At 68.0% G+C, this 18,412-nt stretch carries 15 protein-coding genes; 8 read left to right on the forward strand and 7 right to left on the reverse strand.

Annotated features, from left to right (window positions below; translation table 11 throughout):
- Positions 1-90: 90 nt before the first annotated feature.
- On the reverse strand, positions 91-237 hold the full coding sequence (locus tag ACWEWT_RS14705) for a hypothetical protein (RefSeq protein ID WP_452559134.1): 147 nt from the start codon (positions 235-237) through the stop codon (positions 91-93).
- A 292-nt stretch (positions 238-529) separates the two neighbouring features.
- Here ACWEWT_RS14705 and ACWEWT_RS14710 point away from each other — a divergent pair, with 292 nt between their 5' ends.
- Together ACWEWT_RS14710 and argH are read left to right on the forward strand one after the other, a co-directional pair.
- Entirely contained in the window at positions 530-1,732 is a 1,203-nt protein-coding gene (locus tag ACWEWT_RS14710; protein ID WP_452559135.1) for an argininosuccinate synthase, read from the forward strand.
- Positions 1,733-2,016: 284 nt separating this feature from the next.
- A complete protein-coding gene (gene argH / locus ACWEWT_RS14715) occupies positions 2,017-3,426 on the forward strand; it encodes an argininosuccinate lyase (RefSeq protein WP_452559136.1) in 1,410 nt (469 codons plus the stop codon).
- 550 nt (positions 3,427-3,976) lie between these two features.
- Here the strand turns inward: argH and idi are convergent.
- Positions 3,977-4,558, reverse strand: a complete 582-nt coding sequence (gene idi / locus ACWEWT_RS14720; protein ID WP_452559138.1) for an isopentenyl-diphosphate Delta-isomerase — start codon at positions 4,556-4,558, stop codon at positions 3,977-3,979.
- 166 nt (positions 4,559-4,724) lie between these two features.
- On the opposite strand from idi, the gene ACWEWT_RS14725 reads away from it, so the two are divergent.
- Positions 4,725-7,661, forward strand: coding sequence for an AMP-binding protein (locus tag ACWEWT_RS14725; protein ID WP_452559139.1), 2,937 nt, complete (start codon positions 4,725-4,727; stop codon positions 7,659-7,661).
- Between the two features lie 18 nt (positions 7,662-7,679).
- On the opposite strand, the gene rffA is transcribed toward ACWEWT_RS14725, so the two are convergent.
- Both rffA and ACWEWT_RS14735 read right to left on the reverse strand, forming a co-directional pair.
- A complete protein-coding gene (gene rffA, locus ACWEWT_RS14730) occupies positions 7,680-8,816 on the reverse strand; it encodes a dTDP-4-amino-4,6-dideoxygalactose transaminase (protein ID WP_452559141.1) in 1,137 nt (378 codons plus the stop codon).
- Positions 8,813-9,826 carry a glycosyltransferase gene (locus tag ACWEWT_RS14735; protein WP_452559186.1) on the reverse strand — a complete coding sequence of 338 codons (1,014 nt, stop codon included), beginning with the start codon at positions 9,824-9,826 and terminating at the stop codon, positions 8,813-8,815. The genes rffA and ACWEWT_RS14735 overlap by 4 nt, the downstream gene beginning before the upstream one ends.
- Positions 9,827-10,132: 306 nt before the next feature.
- Between ACWEWT_RS14735 and ACWEWT_RS14740 the strand changes: the two genes are divergently transcribed.
- From ACWEWT_RS14740 to ACWEWT_RS14750, 3 genes are read left to right on the forward strand one after another with little or no spacing between them, the layout of a single operon-like run.
- Entirely contained in the window at positions 10,133-12,370 is a 2,238-nt protein-coding gene (locus tag ACWEWT_RS14740; protein WP_452559143.1) for a hypothetical protein, read from the forward strand.
- Positions 12,367-12,834 carry a GtrA family protein gene (locus ACWEWT_RS14745; protein WP_452559145.1) on the forward strand — a complete coding sequence of 156 codons (468 nt, stop codon included), beginning with the start codon at positions 12,367-12,369 and terminating at the stop codon, positions 12,832-12,834. The genes ACWEWT_RS14740 and ACWEWT_RS14745 overlap by 4 nt, the downstream gene beginning before the upstream one ends.
- 5 nt (positions 12,835-12,839) lie before the next feature.
- Complete coding sequence (locus ACWEWT_RS14750) at positions 12,840-13,070, forward strand: Trm112 family protein (RefSeq protein ID WP_452559147.1); 231 nt, start codon at positions 12,840-12,842, stop codon at positions 13,068-13,070.
- A 10-nt stretch (positions 13,071-13,080) separates the two neighbouring features.
- Here the strand turns inward: ACWEWT_RS14750 and ACWEWT_RS14755 are convergent, their stop codons facing one another.
- From ACWEWT_RS14755 to ACWEWT_RS14765, 3 genes are all read right to left on the reverse strand, one after another.
- A complete protein-coding gene (locus tag ACWEWT_RS14755; RefSeq protein WP_452559148.1) occupies positions 13,081-13,725 on the reverse strand; it encodes a TetR/AcrR family transcriptional regulator in 645 nt (214 codons plus the stop codon).
- Complete coding sequence (locus ACWEWT_RS14760) at positions 13,722-14,471, reverse strand: ABC transporter permease (RefSeq protein WP_452559149.1); 750 nt, start codon at positions 14,469-14,471, stop codon at positions 13,722-13,724. Before ACWEWT_RS14760 ends, ACWEWT_RS14755 begins: the two co-directional genes overlap by 4 nt.
- An 83-nt stretch (positions 14,472-14,554) precedes the next feature.
- Positions 14,555-15,286 (reverse strand): ABC transporter ATP-binding protein, encoded by a 732-nt coding sequence (locus ACWEWT_RS14765; protein ID WP_452559150.1) that lies wholly within the window; start codon positions 15,284-15,286, stop codon positions 14,555-14,557.
- Positions 15,287-15,452: 166 nt separating this feature from the next.
- On the opposite strand from ACWEWT_RS14765, the gene ACWEWT_RS14770 reads away from it, so the two are divergent.
- Both ACWEWT_RS14770 and tyrS read left to right on the forward strand, forming a co-directional pair.
- On the forward strand, positions 15,453-16,073 hold the full coding sequence (locus ACWEWT_RS14770; protein WP_452559151.1) for a DNA-3-methyladenine glycosylase: 621 nt from the start codon (positions 15,453-15,455) through the stop codon (positions 16,071-16,073).
- 546 nt (positions 16,074-16,619) lie between these two features.
- Complete coding sequence (gene tyrS / locus ACWEWT_RS14775; protein WP_452559152.1) at positions 16,620-17,909, forward strand: tyrosine--tRNA ligase; 1,290 nt, start codon at positions 16,620-16,622, stop codon at positions 17,907-17,909.
- The last annotated feature ends 503 nt before the right edge of the window (positions 17,910-18,412 follow it).

Below are 18,412 nucleotides of genomic sequence, written 5' to 3' on the forward strand. Positions count from 1 at the left end.
CCCGAATCCACCGATTCGCCCGGGCGTACCGCACGTAATATCGCCGGTCGGCCGGACACTGTCGCCGCTACCGGATCCGGTCGCCGCGGGTCAGTGGTTGTTCACCAGATCCTGCAGGAGCGGTGTGGTCATTTCGATGCCCCATTTACCGATGGTCAGGGCGGCGTTGCCGAGGTTGACGACGATGAAGCCGATCGTCTCGTAGTTGTCCTGCGCCCACTGCTGCAAAAACTGCACGGTCCCGTCCTCCTTGCTGGTCGAGCGCCGATCGGTGTGATCAGCGTCTCATATGGTGGAAGGGTGAGGAAGGTTCGGTAGCCGATCGCAACCTTCACCCGACTCGGTATCCGGCCAGGTAGCGGGCATTGCCACCCCGATTATGAATGAGATTGCACCGTCGTGCATAATCATTTGTAGCGGCGGCGCGAGCCGATCCGGCAACGGGCCAGCATACTGCTGGGAGGCCGGCGGGCCCGCCGGCCGCCGAAACCACCCGCACCATCGAGAACCATCCGAGGAGCACCAGAACATGTCCGATCGCGTCGTACTCGCCTACTCCGGTGGGCTGGACACCTCCGTGGCCATCAGCTGGATCGGCAAGGAGACCGGCGCCGAGGTCGTGGCCGTGGCCATCGACCTGGGGCAGGGTGGCGAGGATATGAACGTGGTGCGTCAGCGCGCCCTCGACTGCGGCGCCGTCGAAGCGGTCGTGGTGGACGCCCGCGACGAGTTCGCCGATGAATACTGCCTGCCCACCATCCAGGCCAACGCGCTCTACCAGAGCGAGTACCCGCTGGTCTCGGCGATCAGCCGCCCGCTCATCGTCAAACATCTGGTGGAGGCCGCCAAGTTCCACGGCGCCGATACGGTCGCGCACGGCTGCACCGGTAAGGGCAACGACCAGGTCCGCTTCGAGGTCGGTATCGGCGCGCTGGCCCCCGATCTGAACGTGATCGCCCCGGTCCGCGACTACGCCTGGACCCGGGAGAAGGCCATCGCCTTCGCCGAGGAGAACAAGCTCCCGATCAACGTCACCAAGAAGTCCCCGTTCTCCATCGACCAGAACGTCTGGGGCCGTGCCGTCGAGACCGGCTTCCTCGAGGACCTCTGGAACGCCCCCACCAAGGACGTCTACGACTACACCACCGACCCGACCGTCAACTTCGAGGCGCCGGACGAACTGATCGTCACCTTCGACCGGGGTGTTCCGGTCGCCATCGACGGTCGTCAGGTCAGCGTGCTGGAGGCCATCACCGAGCTGAACAGCCGCGCCGGTCGGCAGGGTGTCGGCCGCCTGGATATGGTCGAGGACCGGCTCGTCGGTATCAAGAGCCGGGAGATCTACGAAGCCCCCGGTGCCATCGCGCTGATCACCGCGCACCGCGCACTCGAGAGCGTGACCCTGGAGCGGGAGCTCGGCCGCTACAAGCGGCAGGTCGAGCAGCGCTGGGGTGAGCTGGCCTACGACGGCCTGTGGTTCTCGCCGTTGAAGCGGGCCCTGGACGCCTTCGTCCTGGAGACTCAGCAGCATGTGTCCGGTGATATCCGGATGGTGCTGCACGCCGGCAACGTCGTGGTCAACGGCCGCCGCAGCGACCAGTCGCTCTACGACTTCAACCTCGCCACCTACGACGAGGGCGACAGCTTCGACCAGTCGCTGGCGAAGGGGTTCGTGCAGATTCACGGCCTGTCCTCCAAGGTCGCCGCCAAGCGGGATCTGAACCAGAAGTAGCCCGGTGTCCGGGGTGCGGCCCGGGCGATATCGAGCAATGTTCGCCGGGCCGGGATCGGACGAACGGGGCGGTTGCGCCGCGTTCGTCGCCGAGTCCGGCCGGCGAATACGGCCGTAAGTGGTTCGGCGGGTGGAACGGCCCGCCGAACACACCCGCGGCCCGGGCCGTGCCGAACCTTTCGGTTCCGCCGGGCCGGAGTCACCCGGGTGGGTGCGTTCCGGTGCTCACCCGGTGAACAGCGTGGGCCGCTAGACGAACAGCCAACCGAGACGTGGGAGAGGTAGTGGGCACCAACGAGGGCGCGTTGTGGGGTGGGCGGTTCGCCTCCGGCCCCGCCGAGGCGATGGCGGCGCTGAGTAAATCGACCCAGTTCGACTGGGTGCTGGCGCCCTACGATATCCGCGCCTCCAAGGCGCACGCACGGGTACTGAACAAGGCCGGGCTGCTGTCGGAGACCGATATGGCCGATATGCTCGCCGGTCTCGACCGGCTCGCCGCCGATGTCGGATCCGGCGCGTTCGCGCCCGCGGAATCGGACGAGGATGTGCACGGCGCCCTCGAACGCGGACTCATCGAACGGGTCGGTCCCGAACTCGGCGGTCGGCTGCGGGCCGGCCGTTCCCGTAACGACCAGGTGGCCACGCTGTTCCGGATGTGGCTGCGTGACGCCGTGCGCCGGATCGCCGCCGGGCTGGTCACGGTCGTCGATGCCATCGCCGACCAGGCGGCGGCACACCCGGATGCGGTGATGCCGGGCAAAACCCATCTGCAGGCTGCCCAACCGGTTCTGCTCGCCCATCATCTGCTCGCGCACGCTCATCCACTCCTGCGCGATATCGACCGGCTGCGCGATTTCGACAAACGCGCCGCCGTCTCGCCCTACGGGTCCGGGGCGCTCGCCGGATCCTCGCTCGGCCTGGACCCGGAAGCCATCGCGGCCGAACTGGATTTCACCGCCGCCGCCGCCAACTCCATCGATGCCACCTCCGCGCGTGATTTCGCGGCCGAGGCCGCCTTCGTGCTGGCGATGATCGGGGTGGACCTCAGCCGGATGGCCGAGGAGATCATTCTGTGGAGCACGCCGGAGTTCGGTTACATCACCCTCGCCGATGCCTGGTCGACCGGTTCGTCGATCATGCCGCAGAAGAAGAACCCGGACGTTTCCGAACTCACCCGCGGCAAGGCCGGGCGGCTGATCGGTAATCTCACCGGGCTGCTCGCCACCCTGAAGGCCCAGCCGCTGGCCTACAACCGGGACCTGCAGGAGGACAAGGAACCGCTGTTCGATTCGGTGGCCCAGCTGGAACTGCTGCTGCCCGCCATCGCCGGCCTGGTTTCCACGCTCACCTTCCATACCGACCGGATGGCCGAACTCGCGCCCGCCGGTTTCACCCTGGCGACCGATATCGCCGAATGGATGGTCCGGCACGGGGTGCCCTTCCGGGTCGCGCACGAGGCGGCCGGAGCGTGTGTGCGCACGGCCGAGGCGCGGGGAGCCGGGCTGGACGAACTGACCGACGCGGAATTCGCCGCGATCGATCCGGCGCTCACACCGCAGGTGCGTGAGGTGCTCACGGTGGCCGGTTCGGTCGCGTCCCGTAATGCCCGAGGGGGTACGGCGGGGGAGCGGGTGGCCGAGCAACTCGGCGAGATCCGTGCCGCGGCCGAGGAGATCCGCAGCTGGCTCGGCTGAGCGGACGACCTCCGGTGTGGCGGGTCGGGTGTACCGCGGGACCTGGTGGGCCGACGCGGGCCGAGTGGGAAACCCGCGGCCACGAATAGGCACCGCGAAGAAACTCGGCTCCGCTGCTTCGCCGAGATCCGTGTGTGCCGCTACCGGGGTGCCCTGCCCGGCGGAGCGTTGGGCACCGGGCAATCCGTGATCGTCGGCTGAACGTGGGGAGCCGGTCGGGTGGGGAGGGGCGGACGCTGTTCGCCGCCGACCGACAACCGGCAGAGTTGCGGAACTGCCCGCAGGTGTGGTGGCGCTGGTGCGCGCCGACGATAGCCGCCTCGCCGAGTCCCGGCATCGGGCACGCCTGATTGCCGTCGGCGTCTTCGTACGGATTCCGCCCGGATGAATCATGACAAATGTGATTACCAAGATATGCGCATCCAACTATCTGGTTCGTCGGCCATGGCGCAACATCCGAAAGCGCTCTGAAAGACAAGAGGAGAGACATGAGACGGCCGCCGCTCGGATCGCTCCGACAGCGGCGGCGCAGCGCCGGCAGCCCTTCTGCTCAGGCGCGAACCGGGGGTGCCGCCGCGGCGATCTCCAGGACCCCGGCCAGCCAGGGGCTGAAACCACCCGGATCCTCCCGCAGGTGTTCGCGCAACTCGTCGGGGCGCACCCAGCGGTAATCGGCGACCTCGGCCGGGTCCGGATCCGGCCGGACCCCGTCGAGTAGTCCCACCAGCACGTGATCCCATTCGTCTTCGACGAACCCGGTACGCGGGTCATCCGCCCGATACCTGTAGACGCCGACCTCGGTCAGTGGGACCCGCAGCCCCATCTCTTCGGCCAGCCGTATCCCGGCCGCCTCGGCGACGGGGACACCGGGCGCCGGATGGCCACAGCAGGTATTCGACCAGCGCGCCGGGAACCGCGTCTTGCCGAGCGCGCGCTGCTGCAGCAGCGTCCGGCCCACCGGGTCGAAGATCAGCACCGAGAACGCCCGGTGCGGTAGGCCGGGTGCGCGGTGGGCTTCGGCGACCGGGCACGAGCCGACCGTATTGCCGGCGGAATCCACGAGCTCGACGGGTAGCGTTTCCCGGTCGGTGGCCGCGGACGGACGGGCCGGTGGGAGGGTCGGATCGGTCACGATCCTCACCCTATCGGCGCGGGCACGGGGTTCCGCCGAGGTGACGGGTACATGATGTAGATGTCACAACGGAACCGACAGGTGCCGGGTGCGATATGGCAGGCTTTGGTGCATACCGCAGGGTTTGTGAGGTATGCCACGCCACAGGTAGGGCTGGGAGCGGAACGTGAAGTTGAGTGTGCGAGGTCTGGCGGGGTCGGCGCAGCGGGTGATGTCGACAGCGCAGAACGGTCTGGAAGTGATCCGCTTCGGCGGGCTGGGCCGGGACACCGAATCCTCGCCCTTCGAGATCGCCGAGCGGCGGCCCATGTACCGGCTGCGCCGCTATTTCCCGGGTGCCCCCACCGGCGGTCCGGTGGCGCTGTTCGTACCGCCGCTCATGGTCAACGCCGATATCTGGGACGTCAACGGCGACGACGGTGCGGTGGGGATCCTGCATCGCGGCGGTATCGACTGCTGGGTGATCGATTTCGGTTCGCCGTCGGTGGAGGAGGGCGGCTGGAAGCGGGATCTCGCCGACCATGTGCTCGCGGTGAACAGCGCGATCGATACGGTCAGTGCGGCGACCGGCCGGAGCGTGCATCTGATGGGGTACTCGCAGGGCGGGATGTTCGCTTACCAGACCGCCGCGTTCCGGGCGGGTAAGGGGATCGCCAGCATCGTCACCTTCGGCAGCCCGGTCGATATCGTCGCCGGAATGCCGCTGGGACTACCGCACGACGCGGTCTCGGACCTGGTGGATTTCGCCGCCGACCACGTGATCCCCCGGCTGCCGATCACCGACCGCATGGTGCGTATCGGGTTCCAGCTGCTCGACCCGGTGAAAACCACCAAGGCGCGGATCGATTTCCTGCGCCAGCTGCACGACCGGGAGGCATTGCTGCCGAAGGAGCGGCAGCGGCGCTTCCTGACCAACGAGGGCTGGATCGGCTATGCCGGTCCCGCCGCGGCCGATCTCCTCAAACAATTCGTCGTCCACAACCGGATGATGCTGGGCGGTTTCGTCATCCGGGATCAGCCGATCTCGCTGGCCGATCTGAAATGCCCGATCCTGGCGTTCCTCGGTGAAGTCGACGAGATCGGCCAGCCCGCCGCGGTACGCGGAATCGTCCGGGCCGCGCCGCGTGCCGAGGTGTACGAGTCGAAGCTGGTGTCGGGGCACTTCGGTCTCGTGGCCGGTTCGGTGGCGACCAAGTTCACTTGGCCGCAGGTCCGTGACTGGGTGGGCTGGATCGACGGCAGTAATCCGCTGCCCGAGGAGATCGTGCCCATGTCGGACCATGTGCCGGAGGGAGTGCCGCGGACCGCACTGCGGCGTGCGGTGCACACCGCGGCGGCACTGGTGGAAGCGGGTGCCGAGGTCGGCCGGACCCTGGAACATCTGGCCACCAACACATTGCGCGGTTCGGTCGGCGTGGTGGAAGGCGCCGCCCGCACCCTGCCCCGGCTGACCCGCCTGGGCATGATCGAATCGTCCACCAGGATCTCGATCGGCCGGTTGATGGCCGAACAGGCCCGCCGAGCGCCGGGCGGGGAGTGCTTCCTCTTCGACGATCGAGTGCACACCAATGCCGCTGTCGATATCCGGATCGAGAATGTGGTGCGGGGCCTGATCTCGGTCGGGATCCGGCCCGCGACCCGGGTCGGCGTGGTGATGGAGACCCGGCCCAGTGCACTGGTGACCTTGGCGGCACTGTCGCGTATCGGTGCGGTCGCGGTGCTCATGGCACCCGCGAGCGATCTCGATACCGCGCTGGAGCAGACCGGGACGACGATCCTGGTCTCGGATCCGGACAATCTCCGGCATGCCGTCGCCACCGGTGCCCGCGTGCTCGTACTCGGCGGCGGTGATGCCCGCGGCCTCGAGGTTCCCGCCGGTACCGATCTCGTCGATCTCGAACAAGTCGATCCCGAACAGGTGCGGCTGCCGGGCTGGTACCGCCCGAATCCGGGCCGGGCACGGGAGCTGGCCTTCGTCCTGGTCGCCGGCGTCGGCGACCGGCTCGATATCAAATACATCACCAATCACCGATGGGCGCTGTCGGCCTTCGGTACCGCGTCCGCGGCCGATCTGGACCACAAGGACACGGTGTACTGCCTGGCGCCGCTGCACCATTCGTCCGGACTGCTGGTGAGTCTGGGCGGCGCGATCGCCGGTGGGAGCCGGATCGCGCTGGCCCGGTCGCTGGATCCGGCCCGATTCGCCGAAGAGGTGCACCGCTACGGCGTCACCGTCGTGACCTACACCTGGACGATGCTGCGCGATATTCTCGACGCCGATGTCTTTCCCCAGGGGCATGCGCACCCGGTGCGGCTGTTCATCGGTTCCGGAATGCCCGCCGGATTGTGGCGGCGCACCATCGAACAGTTCGCGCCCGCCCGGGTTCTGGAGTTCTACGCCTCCATCGAGGGCGATGTGGTGCTGGCGAACGTGCCGGGCGTGAAGTTCGGCTGTAAGGGCCGCCCGGTGCCGGGGACCGCGCGAGTGGAGTTGGTCGCCTATGACCCGGTCGCGGATCAGGTCCAGGTGGACGCCAACGGTTACGCCCGGCGTTGTGGTGACAACGAGGTGGGGTTGCTGATCGGGTCGGCCGGGTCGGTGGTGGATCTGTCGCTGGGCGGTTTACGTGGCGTGTTCGAACCGGAGGATTCCTGGTTGCCCACCGAGAACCTCTTCCGGCGCGACAGCGACGGCGACTATTGGCTGGTCGACCGCATCGATACGGTGATCCGGACGCGCCGCGGACCGGTGTTCACCCAGCCGATCGTCGACGTGCTCAACGATATCGCCGCCGTCGATATGGAGGTCGCCTACGCGCTGCCGGCCCGCGATCGGGTGCTCGCCGTGGCGGCGGTCAGCGTGCGGCCCGGTTTCCGGCTCGAACCGATCGATATCACCGAGGCGCTGCGCTCCCTGGCGCCGGACCAGCGCCCGGATATCGTCCATGTGGTCGACGATATCCCGCGCAGTCCGTCGTTCCGCCCCTCCGCGCATGCCGTCGCGGCGGCGGGTGGCCCGCAACCCGGCCCGCTCACCTGGTGGTACGAGCCCGTATCGGAGAGCTACGCCGTGCTGACCGCTACCGATACCGCCTGGCTCTGACTGCGTGCCGGGCCCGGGTCAGCATCGGTAGGCGGTGACGGCGTCGAGTACCCGGCCGAGCTGATCGTGGGTGAGCATGGGCCACAACGGTAACCGGACGATGGTCGCCGCGAACCGGGCGCTGCGGGTGCACGGATACGGTGTGCGGCCGTATTTGAGCCCCGCGGCGCTGGAATCGAGCGGTACATAGTGGAACGGCGCGACGATCCCGCGGTCGGCGAGGTGCCGGATCAGTCCGTCACGGGCTTCTTCGGTGGGCATTCGCAGATAGAACAGGTGCGCGGTGTGCCGGCGGTCCGGTGGGACCGTCATCGGTACTATTCCGTATTCGGCCGCCCAGGCGCCGAGCCCCGCCGCGTAGGTGTGCCATACGCGGTGCCGGGACCGCTGGATGAGATGGAATTCGGCGAGCTGGGCGTCGAGTACGGCGGCATTGAGCTCGCTGGGCAGATAGCTGGATCCGATGTCCTGCCAGGAGTATTTGTCCACCTGGCCGCGCAGGAACCGGGCCCGGTCGGTGCCCTTCTCCCGGATGATCTCCGCGCGGCCCATCAGGATGTCGTCGGAGAGCAGCAGGGCTCCACCCTCACCGCAGTGCACGTTCTTGGTGTCGTGGAAACTCTGCGTGCCCACCGTGCCCAGGGTGCCGAGGGCGTGTCCGCGCCAGGTCCCGCCCAGGCCGTGGGCGTTGTCCTCGATGAGCGCGATCCCGTGCCGGTCGGCCAGCTGCCGCAGCGCGGCCATATCGGCGGCGACTCCGCCGTAGTGCATGACGACGATCGCCTTGGTGTGGTCGGTGACCGCCGCGTCGGCCGCCTGCGGGTCGATATTGCCGGTGGTGGGATCGATATCGACGAATACACAGGTCGCGCCGTGGACAGCGAAAGCGGTGGCCGCCGAGGTGAACGCGAAACTCGGCACGATCACCTCGTCGCCCGGTCCGAGTTCGAGCAGGAGCGCGCCCAGTTCCAGCGCATGGGTGCACGAGGTGGTCAGCAGTACGTGTCGCGCACCGGTGATCGCACGGAGTTTCGCGGTCGCCGCAGCGGTGAACGAGCCGTCACCGTGACAGTGGTCGGATTCGAGTACGGCGGTCACATTCGCCAGTTCGGCGGCCGACCGGTAGGGCCTGCTGAAGATGATCCGGCCGCTCACCCGGCCGCCGCCTCGGCGGGTTGCCGGACAGCTGCTTCCCGGGCCTCGTCCGGTGGCCGGGGCGTCGGTGCGGCCACCGTCAGATACAGCGGCTTGCCGACAAGGATGTGCAGCACGACCCCGAGATACTCCGCGATGAGACCCAGTGAGAACAGGACCGCCCCCGAACACAGCAGCAGTACGACGATGATCGAGGCCCACCCCTCGGGGTCGCCGTCGTCGCCGGTCAGCGCCGTGTAGATGATCACGCCGGCCAGCACCGCCCCGGCCAGCGCGAGCGTTACGCCGAGCATGCTCACGACGCGTAGGCCCCGGGTCCCGGTGCACAGCACCATTTTCCAGAACAGGGAGAACAGCCGTCGATAGTTGTATCCGGATTCGGGTCGCCCTTCGGTGCGCAGCCGCACCGGGACCGCCGCTGTGCGTCCCACGACCCAGGTCAGCGCGACATCGAGATAGGCACCGTTACCGGCGACTTCGGCCAGCCGGCGGCCGATATCGCCACGGATCAGCCGGAAGCTTTCGAAACGGGTCGACGCGGGGAAGGCGAACAGGGTGGCCAGCACCAATTTCGCGCCACGCGAGGTGAGATTGCGCAGGAGGCTGTGCGGCCGGGTATTGACGGGACGGGAGTAGACCAGATCGGCGCGTTCGCGATAGGCGGCGTCCAGGAACGCGGCGATACAGCCCGGATCGTGCTGGCCGTCCTCGTCCATGGTGACGATCCAGCGGCTCCGGGCCGCGGCCATACCGGCGATCGTGGCGGCGTCCTGTCCGTAGTTGCGGCTCAACCAGATCACGCGGACCGGTGGATATTCGCCGGCCAGCCGCCGCAGCACGATATCGGATCGATCGGGACCGTGATCGTGGACGAGCACGATCTCCTCGATACGGAAGCGGTGCCCGGCCGGCGTCGCGGTAGGCGCGGTCAGCCCGTGTAGTTCCCGCACCAGCGCGGCGATGGTCTGTTCGCCGCGATAGACCGGAACCACGACCGAAATACCGCACACTTCGGGCGAATCGGATTCCGGGTCGCCGGCCGGGACCGTGGACGAGGGATACGGGACGGCCGGAGTATGCCCCGATACGAGCGGGGTATCCGGGGACCGGTCGGTGACCGGGGTGGGAGCGAACCTGGGCGAAAACGGCATTGGCGAGATCGACTTTCGACGGTGGATAACGCGTGCCGGGTCTCGATGACGCTGGTGAGCCCGAGAAATGCGAACTCTAGCAGGCGCACTGGTGTGGTGCGGGCAGATCCCGATGCGCGTCGTTACGGCTGCGGAACCCGCTGCGCGCGGTAGGGTCTGGGACCCGTGGCGGATGGTCGAGCCGAGAATCGGCGGGATGTGTTCCGGTGGGGTCTGATATGTGCGGGAGGAGTCCTCGCCGCCTATCTCGCTGTCCTGCTGGCGAACTCCCGGCATTTCTACACCGACGACACCGAATCCCAGTACGCGCCGCTGTGGGTGATGACCGGCCGCGCCCTGCGCGAGGGTAGATTCCCGGTGCTCGTACCGGAGCACTGGCTGGCCGGGAACTACGCGATCGAAGAAGCCGGTCTGCTCAATCCGCCGCAGCTGCTGATCGATCTGCTCGCGGTATCGGTGGACGATCTCGCGCTGTACGCGACCGTGGTGAAACTGCTGGTCGCGATTGTGCTCGGGCTGGGCGTCTACCGGGTCTGCCTGGCCTACGGTGGTCGCCCGGCCTGGTCGGCGGTGGCCGGTGTGGCGTTTCCGTGCAGCGGTTTCCTGCTCTTCTTCGACGCGGCCAGTTGGATGACGGCGTTCACCGGGACGGCCTGGCTGGTACACGCTTGGGCATCGGGCGTGCGGTACGCCCGCGGTCGCGGCGGGCCCGTCCCCGTTTTCGTCTTCCTCTACCTGACGATCTCGGTGCAGTACGTCTTTCCCGCCGTCGAGGCAGGTGTCCTGTTCGCCACGGTGCTCATCGGTGAATTCGGGTACCGGCGCCAGTGGGCACCGATACTCCGGCTCGCCCTCGTGGCCGGGTGCGCGGCGCTGGCCGGGTCGGCCACCTATCTGCCGAGTCTGCTCACCGCGGACGTCACCTGGCGTGGCGTATCGGAGATCCGCAACGATCAGTTCCTGGCCGTGCCCTGGTCGGAATCGCTGAACGCTAGCCTGCCCAGTACCCTCCCGGCTTTCACCTCCTGGTGGGGCTATGTCCAACCACTGCCGATGGTCTACATCGCCTGGTTCCTGATTCCGGCGCTGGCGTTCGTCGACTGGAAGCGCGCCGCGGGTGCGGTCCGCGAACTGAGCGGCCCCGCGCTGTTCGCGGTGGTGACCCTGCTGTGGACAGCCGGGCCCGGCACCATGGGGCCGCTGCGCTGGCCTGCCCGGGTGCTGCCCATGGTCGCGCTCGCGCTGCTGGTGCTGGTCTGTGTCCTGCTCGGCCGGTTCGGCACGGTTACCGGAATCCGCCGGCGCGGTATCGCGGCAGGTCTGCTGGTGGTGCTGCTGCTCGCCCGTTCCGCGGCGGCCGCGCCGGAATCGGCGCTCGCTCATCTCGGGGCGGCCGCGGGAGTCGGTGCGCTGGGGGCGGCAGTCGTGTGGCTGGGCCGGTCACGCGGTCGTGCCGCGGCCTGCCTGCTGACGCTTGCCGCCGTGGCCCCGATCGCCTATCTGCAGGTACATGCGGCGCAGCCCACCCCCATGAGTTGGAATCTGCCGGCGAAGCGGTCGGAGATGAAAGCCGCCTTCCCCGATTTTCCCGGGACCACGCTGCAGTTGGGTGACCGGGCGCTGATCGCTCCGGACGAGCGCACTCTCGACGGTGCCTACGGGTCGCTGGCGTTCGGCAACTACGCCAAGAACCTGGAGGCGGGCTATGTGGGCGGCTATACGCCGAACGGTCATTTCTATTTCGGCCATCTGCTGTGTATGCGCTGGGACGTCAGTGTCTGTCCCGACGCCTACCGGCGGGCGTTCGCACCCGAACCCGAGACCGGGCGACCGCCGGTGGATCTGATGCTCGTCGACCGCGTGGTATTGCAGCGTGCCCTGTTTCCCGAGGCCCGTGCGCAGTCCGCGCCACCGGGCTGGAAATGGGTCGACTATCCGGGGCACGAACAGTACATCGCGGTCCTCGAACGCCAGACGGGGCCGGTTTCCGGTCGTGGCCGGGTCTCCTACAGCGAAGGCGTCACCGTGGGCGCGTCATCGGAATCCGATACGACCAGCCGGGTCCGCGTCGATTCGCCCGCCGGCGGGCGAATCGTGTTCGCCCGGCTGGGCTGGCCGGGGTACCGGGCTCATCTGGACGGCCGGCAGATCCCGATCGATGTGGTCGCGGACAGTTTCGTCGCGGTGGATATCCCGCCCGGTACCACCGCAGGCGATCTAGAACTCACCTGGCGCCCGCCCGGCTGGAAGATCGGCGCGGCGCTCGCGGTGGCCGGGCTGGTCGGTCTCGGTGCCCTGCAGCTGGACCACCGGCGCCTCCGCCGGCACCGGGTGTCACCGCCGATATCGCCCTCCGCCGAACAGGTTGCCGGAGAACCCGATCTGGTGGCCGCGCGCCCGTGAGCGATCCCACCGGACAGCCGGTCACCGCCTGCGGGGCCGCACCCGAGCTCGCCGATCCCGGCCCGCTGTTGCGGCTGGTCCGTCGGCGGGAACTCGCCTTCGCCGTGGTGGGGGCGGTCAACACCGCGATGGGGATCGGCCTCACTGTCGGCTGGTTGTGGATCCTCGGCACTACGGTTCCGCCGTCGGTGGCGGTGGCCGCCGCGTATGCCACCGGCGTCGGAATCGCTTTCGTCCTGCACCGCAGGCTCGTGTTCCGGGTCCGCGGCCGGCTGTTCCGGGATTTCGCGGGTTTCCTGGCGGTCAACAGCGGCGGACTGGTCGCCAACGCCCTGTTGCTCGAACTCGCCGTCACGGTGCTCGGTTTCCCGCGGGCTCCGGCCGCAGTCGTGGTGATGGGCGCGGTGGCGGTCGGTAGCTACTTCGGCCACCGGTATATCTCGTTCCGCCGACCGGTAGGTTGAGGCGTATGTCGGAGGAAACCATTCTGGACCCCACCCTGCTGAGTCTGCTGGCGTGCCCGCAGGACAAAGGCCAGTTGCATCTGGTGCGCGCCGGCGACGGTGCGGATCTGCTGTACAACCCGCGGTTGCGGCTGGCCTACCCCATCGACAGCGGTATCCCGGTACTGCTCGCCGACGAGTCCCGCCCGGTCGACGATTCCGAACACGCCGATTTCGCCCGCCAGTTCGGGGAATGACACCGCGCGGTCAGGGCTCCCCCGATACGGGAGAGCCCTGACCCAGATCTCCGGTGAGGTACCGCTGCACCGTCGGTCCGACCGCCGCGACGACCTGCGGCAGCGGCAAACCACTGAGCGGCCGCAGTTCCAGAATCTTGCGCGAGATCACCAGGCCCGCCATCTGCGAGGCGGCCAGCGCCACCCGGAGCCGGCCGTCGTCGGTATCGGTCGCGATCCGCTGCCGCACCCGCTCCAGCACCACCGATAACAGGAAATCCCTGGCCAGCGACGTATCGCCGTTCGAGACCATACTGCGGACCAGTGCCACCGCGCCGGTGCCGGCCGGAGAATCCCACAGGCCCACCACCGCGGCGACAATCGTTTCGCCGAGCCGGTCCAGCGGTACCGCGTCCACCTGGCGCAGCACCACCTCCGGATCCACCGGTAACTCCACTACCGCCGCGAACAATTGCTGTTTGGTCCCGAAGTAATGGTGTACCAGCGCCGGATCCACCTCGGCGTCGGTCGCGACCGCTCGGATGGAGGTCTTGTCGAACCCCGCCTGCGCGAACCGTTCCCGGGCCGCGGCGAGAATCGCTTCCCGAGTTCCGGACTGTCCGGGGCGGCGGCCCGATCGTACCGGGCGCGCCCCGTCGGAATCAGCGGTGCTCATGCGGTCCGGCGGCGTAGCGTCGCCGCGCCCAGACACAGCGCCACGGCCGCGAATCCCGCGACGATGGCCAGGTCACGCCACATCAGACCGGTAGGTTCGGGATGTACCGAGACCTCGTGTAGCGCGTCGACCGCGTAACTCAACGGCATGACATTGCTGATCACTTCCAGCCAGCCCGGCAGTTGGGCGCGGGGCACCAGTAGGCCGCACAGGAAGATCTGGGGGGCCGCCACCAGCGGCATGAACTGCACCGCCTGGAACTCGGTCCGAGCGAACGCGCTGCACAGCAGCCCGAGCGCGACGCCCAATATCGCGTCCACCATCGCGATCAGCACCACCCATCCGGGATTCCCGGCCGCCGCCAGCCCGAGCAGCCCGAACGACACCAGGCAGGCCACCGCCGCCTGGGCGGCGGCCGCGAGCGAGAACGCAGTCCCGTATCCGCCCAGCAGATCGAGTTTGCTCAGCGGGGTGGTGAGCAGCCGTTCCAACGTGCCCGAGGTGCGTTCGCGCTGCATGGCGATCGCGGTGATCAGGAACATCACGATGAAGGGCAGGATGCCGAGCATGCTGATCCCGACCCGGTCGAACAGTGTCGTCGATTGCAGGGGAGCGGCCGGGACGTCCTTGTAGATGAAGTAGAGCAGGGTCATCAGCAGGGCCGGCACCACCAGGATCATCGCTACCGTCCGGTGGTCGCTGCGCAGCTGCCGCAGTATCCGGGCGGTGGTCGCCAGGTACGCCATACCCGGCCGGGGCCCACTCGAGCGGGGCCCGGTAGGTCCGTTCCGTCGTGTGTCCGGAGCGGCGGTCGATTCTCGCTGGCTGCTCATGCCGGGGCTCCCGTCGTGATGAGGGCGAGAAACGCCTGTTCCAGATTCTGTTCACCGGTACGTTCGCGGAGTTCGTCGGGACTCAACTGGGCCAGCAGGTCGCCCTCGCGCAGGAGCAGCAGCCGATCACAGTGTTCGGCCTCGTCCATCACATGGCTCGACACCAGCAGAGTGGTCCCACCGGCAGCCAGTTCGTGGAATTGGTTCCACAGCTCCACCCGCAGCACCGGGTCCAGCCCGACGGTCGGTTCGTCGAGTACGAGCAACTCCGGGCCCGCCACCAGTGCGCAGGCGAGGGAGGCGCGGGTCTGTTGCCCGCCGGACAGTTCATCGCCGCGCTGTGACTGGTGATCCAGGAGGCCCACCGCGTCGAGTGCGGAATCGACCGCGTCCCGGTCGCCGCCGTAGAGCGCGGCGAAATAGGCGACATTGTCGCGAACACTGATATCGGCGTAGATGCTCGGCGCCTGGGTGACGTAGCCGATCCGCCGCCGTAGCGCCGCGCTTCCCGCGGGGAGCCCGAGCGCCGTGATCTCCCCGGCGGCCACCAGCTGGGTACCGACGATGCTCCGCATCAGAGTGGTTTTCCCGCAGCCCGACGGACCGAGCAGCCCGGAGATGGATCCCCGCGGGATGCTCAGCGAAATATCGTGCAGTACTTCCCGTTTGCCGCGGCGCACCGTGAGGTTGCGCACCTCCACCGCGGTCTGCGCGCCGGAATCGGACATGATCCGCCTCTATTCATCCGGTGTTGAATTCATTACCCGATGAATTATTCGCGCATCGTCGCGGCCGCCGCAAGACCCCCGGCGGATCGATCTGCCGACCCGGCGCGCGGACCTCCCACCCCGCCCCGCGGACCCGCGGGCCCGGTAGCGCTGCGACAATCCAGACGTGAGCGCTGAGGACCTGGCTGTCGATCCGCTGACCGCCGCCCGGCGTCTGCTCGGCGCGACGTTGTGGTCGGGTCCGGTCGGCGCCCGCATTGTCGAGGTGGAGGCCTACGGTGGCGATCCGGCCGGCCCCTGGCCCGACCCGGCCGCGCATTCCGGCCGCGGCCGCACGCCGCGTAACGCGGTGATGTTCGGTCCGCCGGGCAGGCTCTACTGTTATTTCAGCTACGGCATGCACACCTGCGTGAACATCATCAGCGGGCCCGACGGGGTGGCGAGCGGTGTATTGCTGCGGGCGGCGGAGATCACCGCCGGTATCGGCACGGCCCGTAGCCGGCGGCCCGGCGCGCGGACCGACGCCGGCCTGGCCAGAGGGCCCGGAAACCTGGGCAGCGCGCTCGGTATCGGCCTGAGCGACTACGGCACCGACGTCTTCGACACCGCATCCCCGATCCGGCTGGAACTGGCTCGCCCGGTCGACCCGGCGCGGATCGCCGCGGGGCCGCGGGTGGGCGTGAGCGTCGAAGCCGACCGCCCCTGGCGAGTCTGGCTGACCGGCTCCCCGGCGGTCTCCGCCTATCGCCGCAGCCCACGCGCTCCGCGTATCGAGAAATCCGCCTGACGGTCCGGGGCACCGGCCCGCGGCATCCCAGTCCCCGAAACATCAGGGAGGTGCGTTGCGGACCGTGTCGTATCGGTTCGGCCGGAGCGAGCCGCGCCGGTCCGGCGGATCTCTGGGTCGGGCTCGGGCACTCACGGGGTTCGTGCCCCGGCGAGTTCCTTCGCTTCCTTCGCGCTCATGCCGGTCACCTTTCCGTGCGTGCTCCGCACGCTCGGCCGGATATCCGGGCTCGCCCTGCGCGCCGGGACCGGTGCCGTCCCCTCGTGCCGGCGACGCGACCGGCGATCTCTGTATCGGCTTCGCGATCGACCCGGGTATCGGATCGCCTGCTCGGACGAAGTGCGCCCGCGGCGTGGTCGCGAACCGCGTTGTCTCCCGCGCGAGCTCATCGGAGCGAAGAGAAGCCCGGCCACCGTGGCATGCGGAGAGCAACCGGACGCGGCCCGGTGCCGGAGCGTGAGGATGGGCTCGTCGGGTGCCGGACGGCGGGACCGGGATGGCCGCACCGGGCGTTATGCGCTTGCGGACGTACGCGAAGATGGACCCGTGAGCAGCGACATCATCGACGAACTGACCTGGCGCGGTCTGATCGCGCAGTCCACCGACCTCGACGCGCTCCGGGCGGCGCTGGGCGCGGGCCCGCGCAATCTCTATGCCGGCTTCGACCCGACCGCGGCCAGTCTGCACGCCGGTCATCTGGTCCCGCTGCTGGCGCTGAAACGTTTCCAGCGGGCGGGTCATCGCCCCATCGTGCTGGCCGGTGGTGCGACCGGTCTGATCGGCGATCCACGCGACGTCGGTGAGCGCACGATGAACTCCGCCGATACTGTCGCCGACTGGGCGGGCCGGATCCGTTCGCAGCTCGAGCGGTTCGTCGACCTGGACGATTCACCGACCGGCGCACTCATCGTGAACAACATGGACTGGACCGGCTCGCTCAGTGTCATCGATTTCCTGCGCGATATCGGCAAGCACTTCTCGGTCAACGTGATGCTGGCCCGCGATACCGTCAAACGGCGGCTGGACGGCGAGGGCATCTCCTACACCGAGTTCAGCTACATGCTGCTGCAGGCCAACGACTACCTGCAGTTGCGCCGGCAACACGACTGCGTACTGCAGGTGGGCGGCTCGGATCAGTGGGGCAACATCATCGCTGGTGTGGAACTGAACCGCCGCGTCGACGGTGCCGCCGTCCACGCACTGACAGTGCCGCTGGTGACCTCCGCCGACGGCAAGAAGTTCGGTAAGTCCACCGGCGGCGGCAGTCTCTGGCTCGACCCGGACCTGACCAGCCCCTACGCCTGGTACCAGTACTTCGTGAACACCGCCGACGCCGATGTGGTCCGCTACCTGCGCTGGTTCACCTTCTTGGACCGCGCCGAGCTCGCCGAACTGGAGGAGGCGACCGCCGAACGGCCCCATGCGCGTGAGGCGCAGCGCCGGCTGGCCGCGGAGATGACCACGCTGGTGCACGGCGAGCAGAACACGCGTTCGGTCCAGCTCGCGAGCCAGGCACTGTTCGGCCGCGGTGAACTCCGCGATCTCGACGAACCGACCCTGGCCGCGGCATTGCGGGAAGCAGCGGTGGACGGAAAGGTCGCCGAAGTCGTGCCCGGGGGCGACACGATCGTCGATCTGCTGGTGGCCGCCGGCCTCTGCGAAAGCCGTGGTGCGGCCCGCCGAGCGGTCAACGAAGGGGGCGCATCGGTGAACAACGAGCGCGTCAAAGACCTCGACTGGACTCCGGAAAACAGCGACTACCTGCACGGACAGTGGCTCGTATTACGCCGGGGGAAGCGGAATTTCGCGGGTGCGCGGCGCGCTCCGGCGAATTGATCTTGGTGGGCTGGGTCACAGTTTCGCGGTCCAGCCCACCGAATCGCCTCCCGGCAAGCCTCTGAACTGCGCAAACATACTGTCGAAGCCGCGATTTGACGTAGCGTTCCCCGCCGCGTAACTTTATCCAAGTCAGAGCGACACGGACACCGACCAGGGGCCCGGAGCGAGGCGGAAACGCCGAGCCGGAGGGACCAGGGACAACGAGGTTGTACGATGAGCGCTCGATGGATCGGCCGAAGATGCGGAGTTTGACTCTGAGCCACTGGCCGGTTAAGCTAGAAAACCTGCCCCATTGAAGCCCTGGTTTACTCCAGTCGCTGAGATGTGTGCGTGTGTTCTTTGAGAACTCAATAGTGTGTTGATGAATGTCAGTGCCAAATATTTGATTTGGTTTCGGTTCTTCACACCCCCGTGTGGAGGGCCGAACATTTAAGTCAGCTAAATTCCAGCTGGCGATTTGTTTTGCTAGGTTTTCGGACTCTAGTTTGTACTTTTGATTG

Source organism: Nocardia sp. NPDC003963, assembly GCF_053605105.1.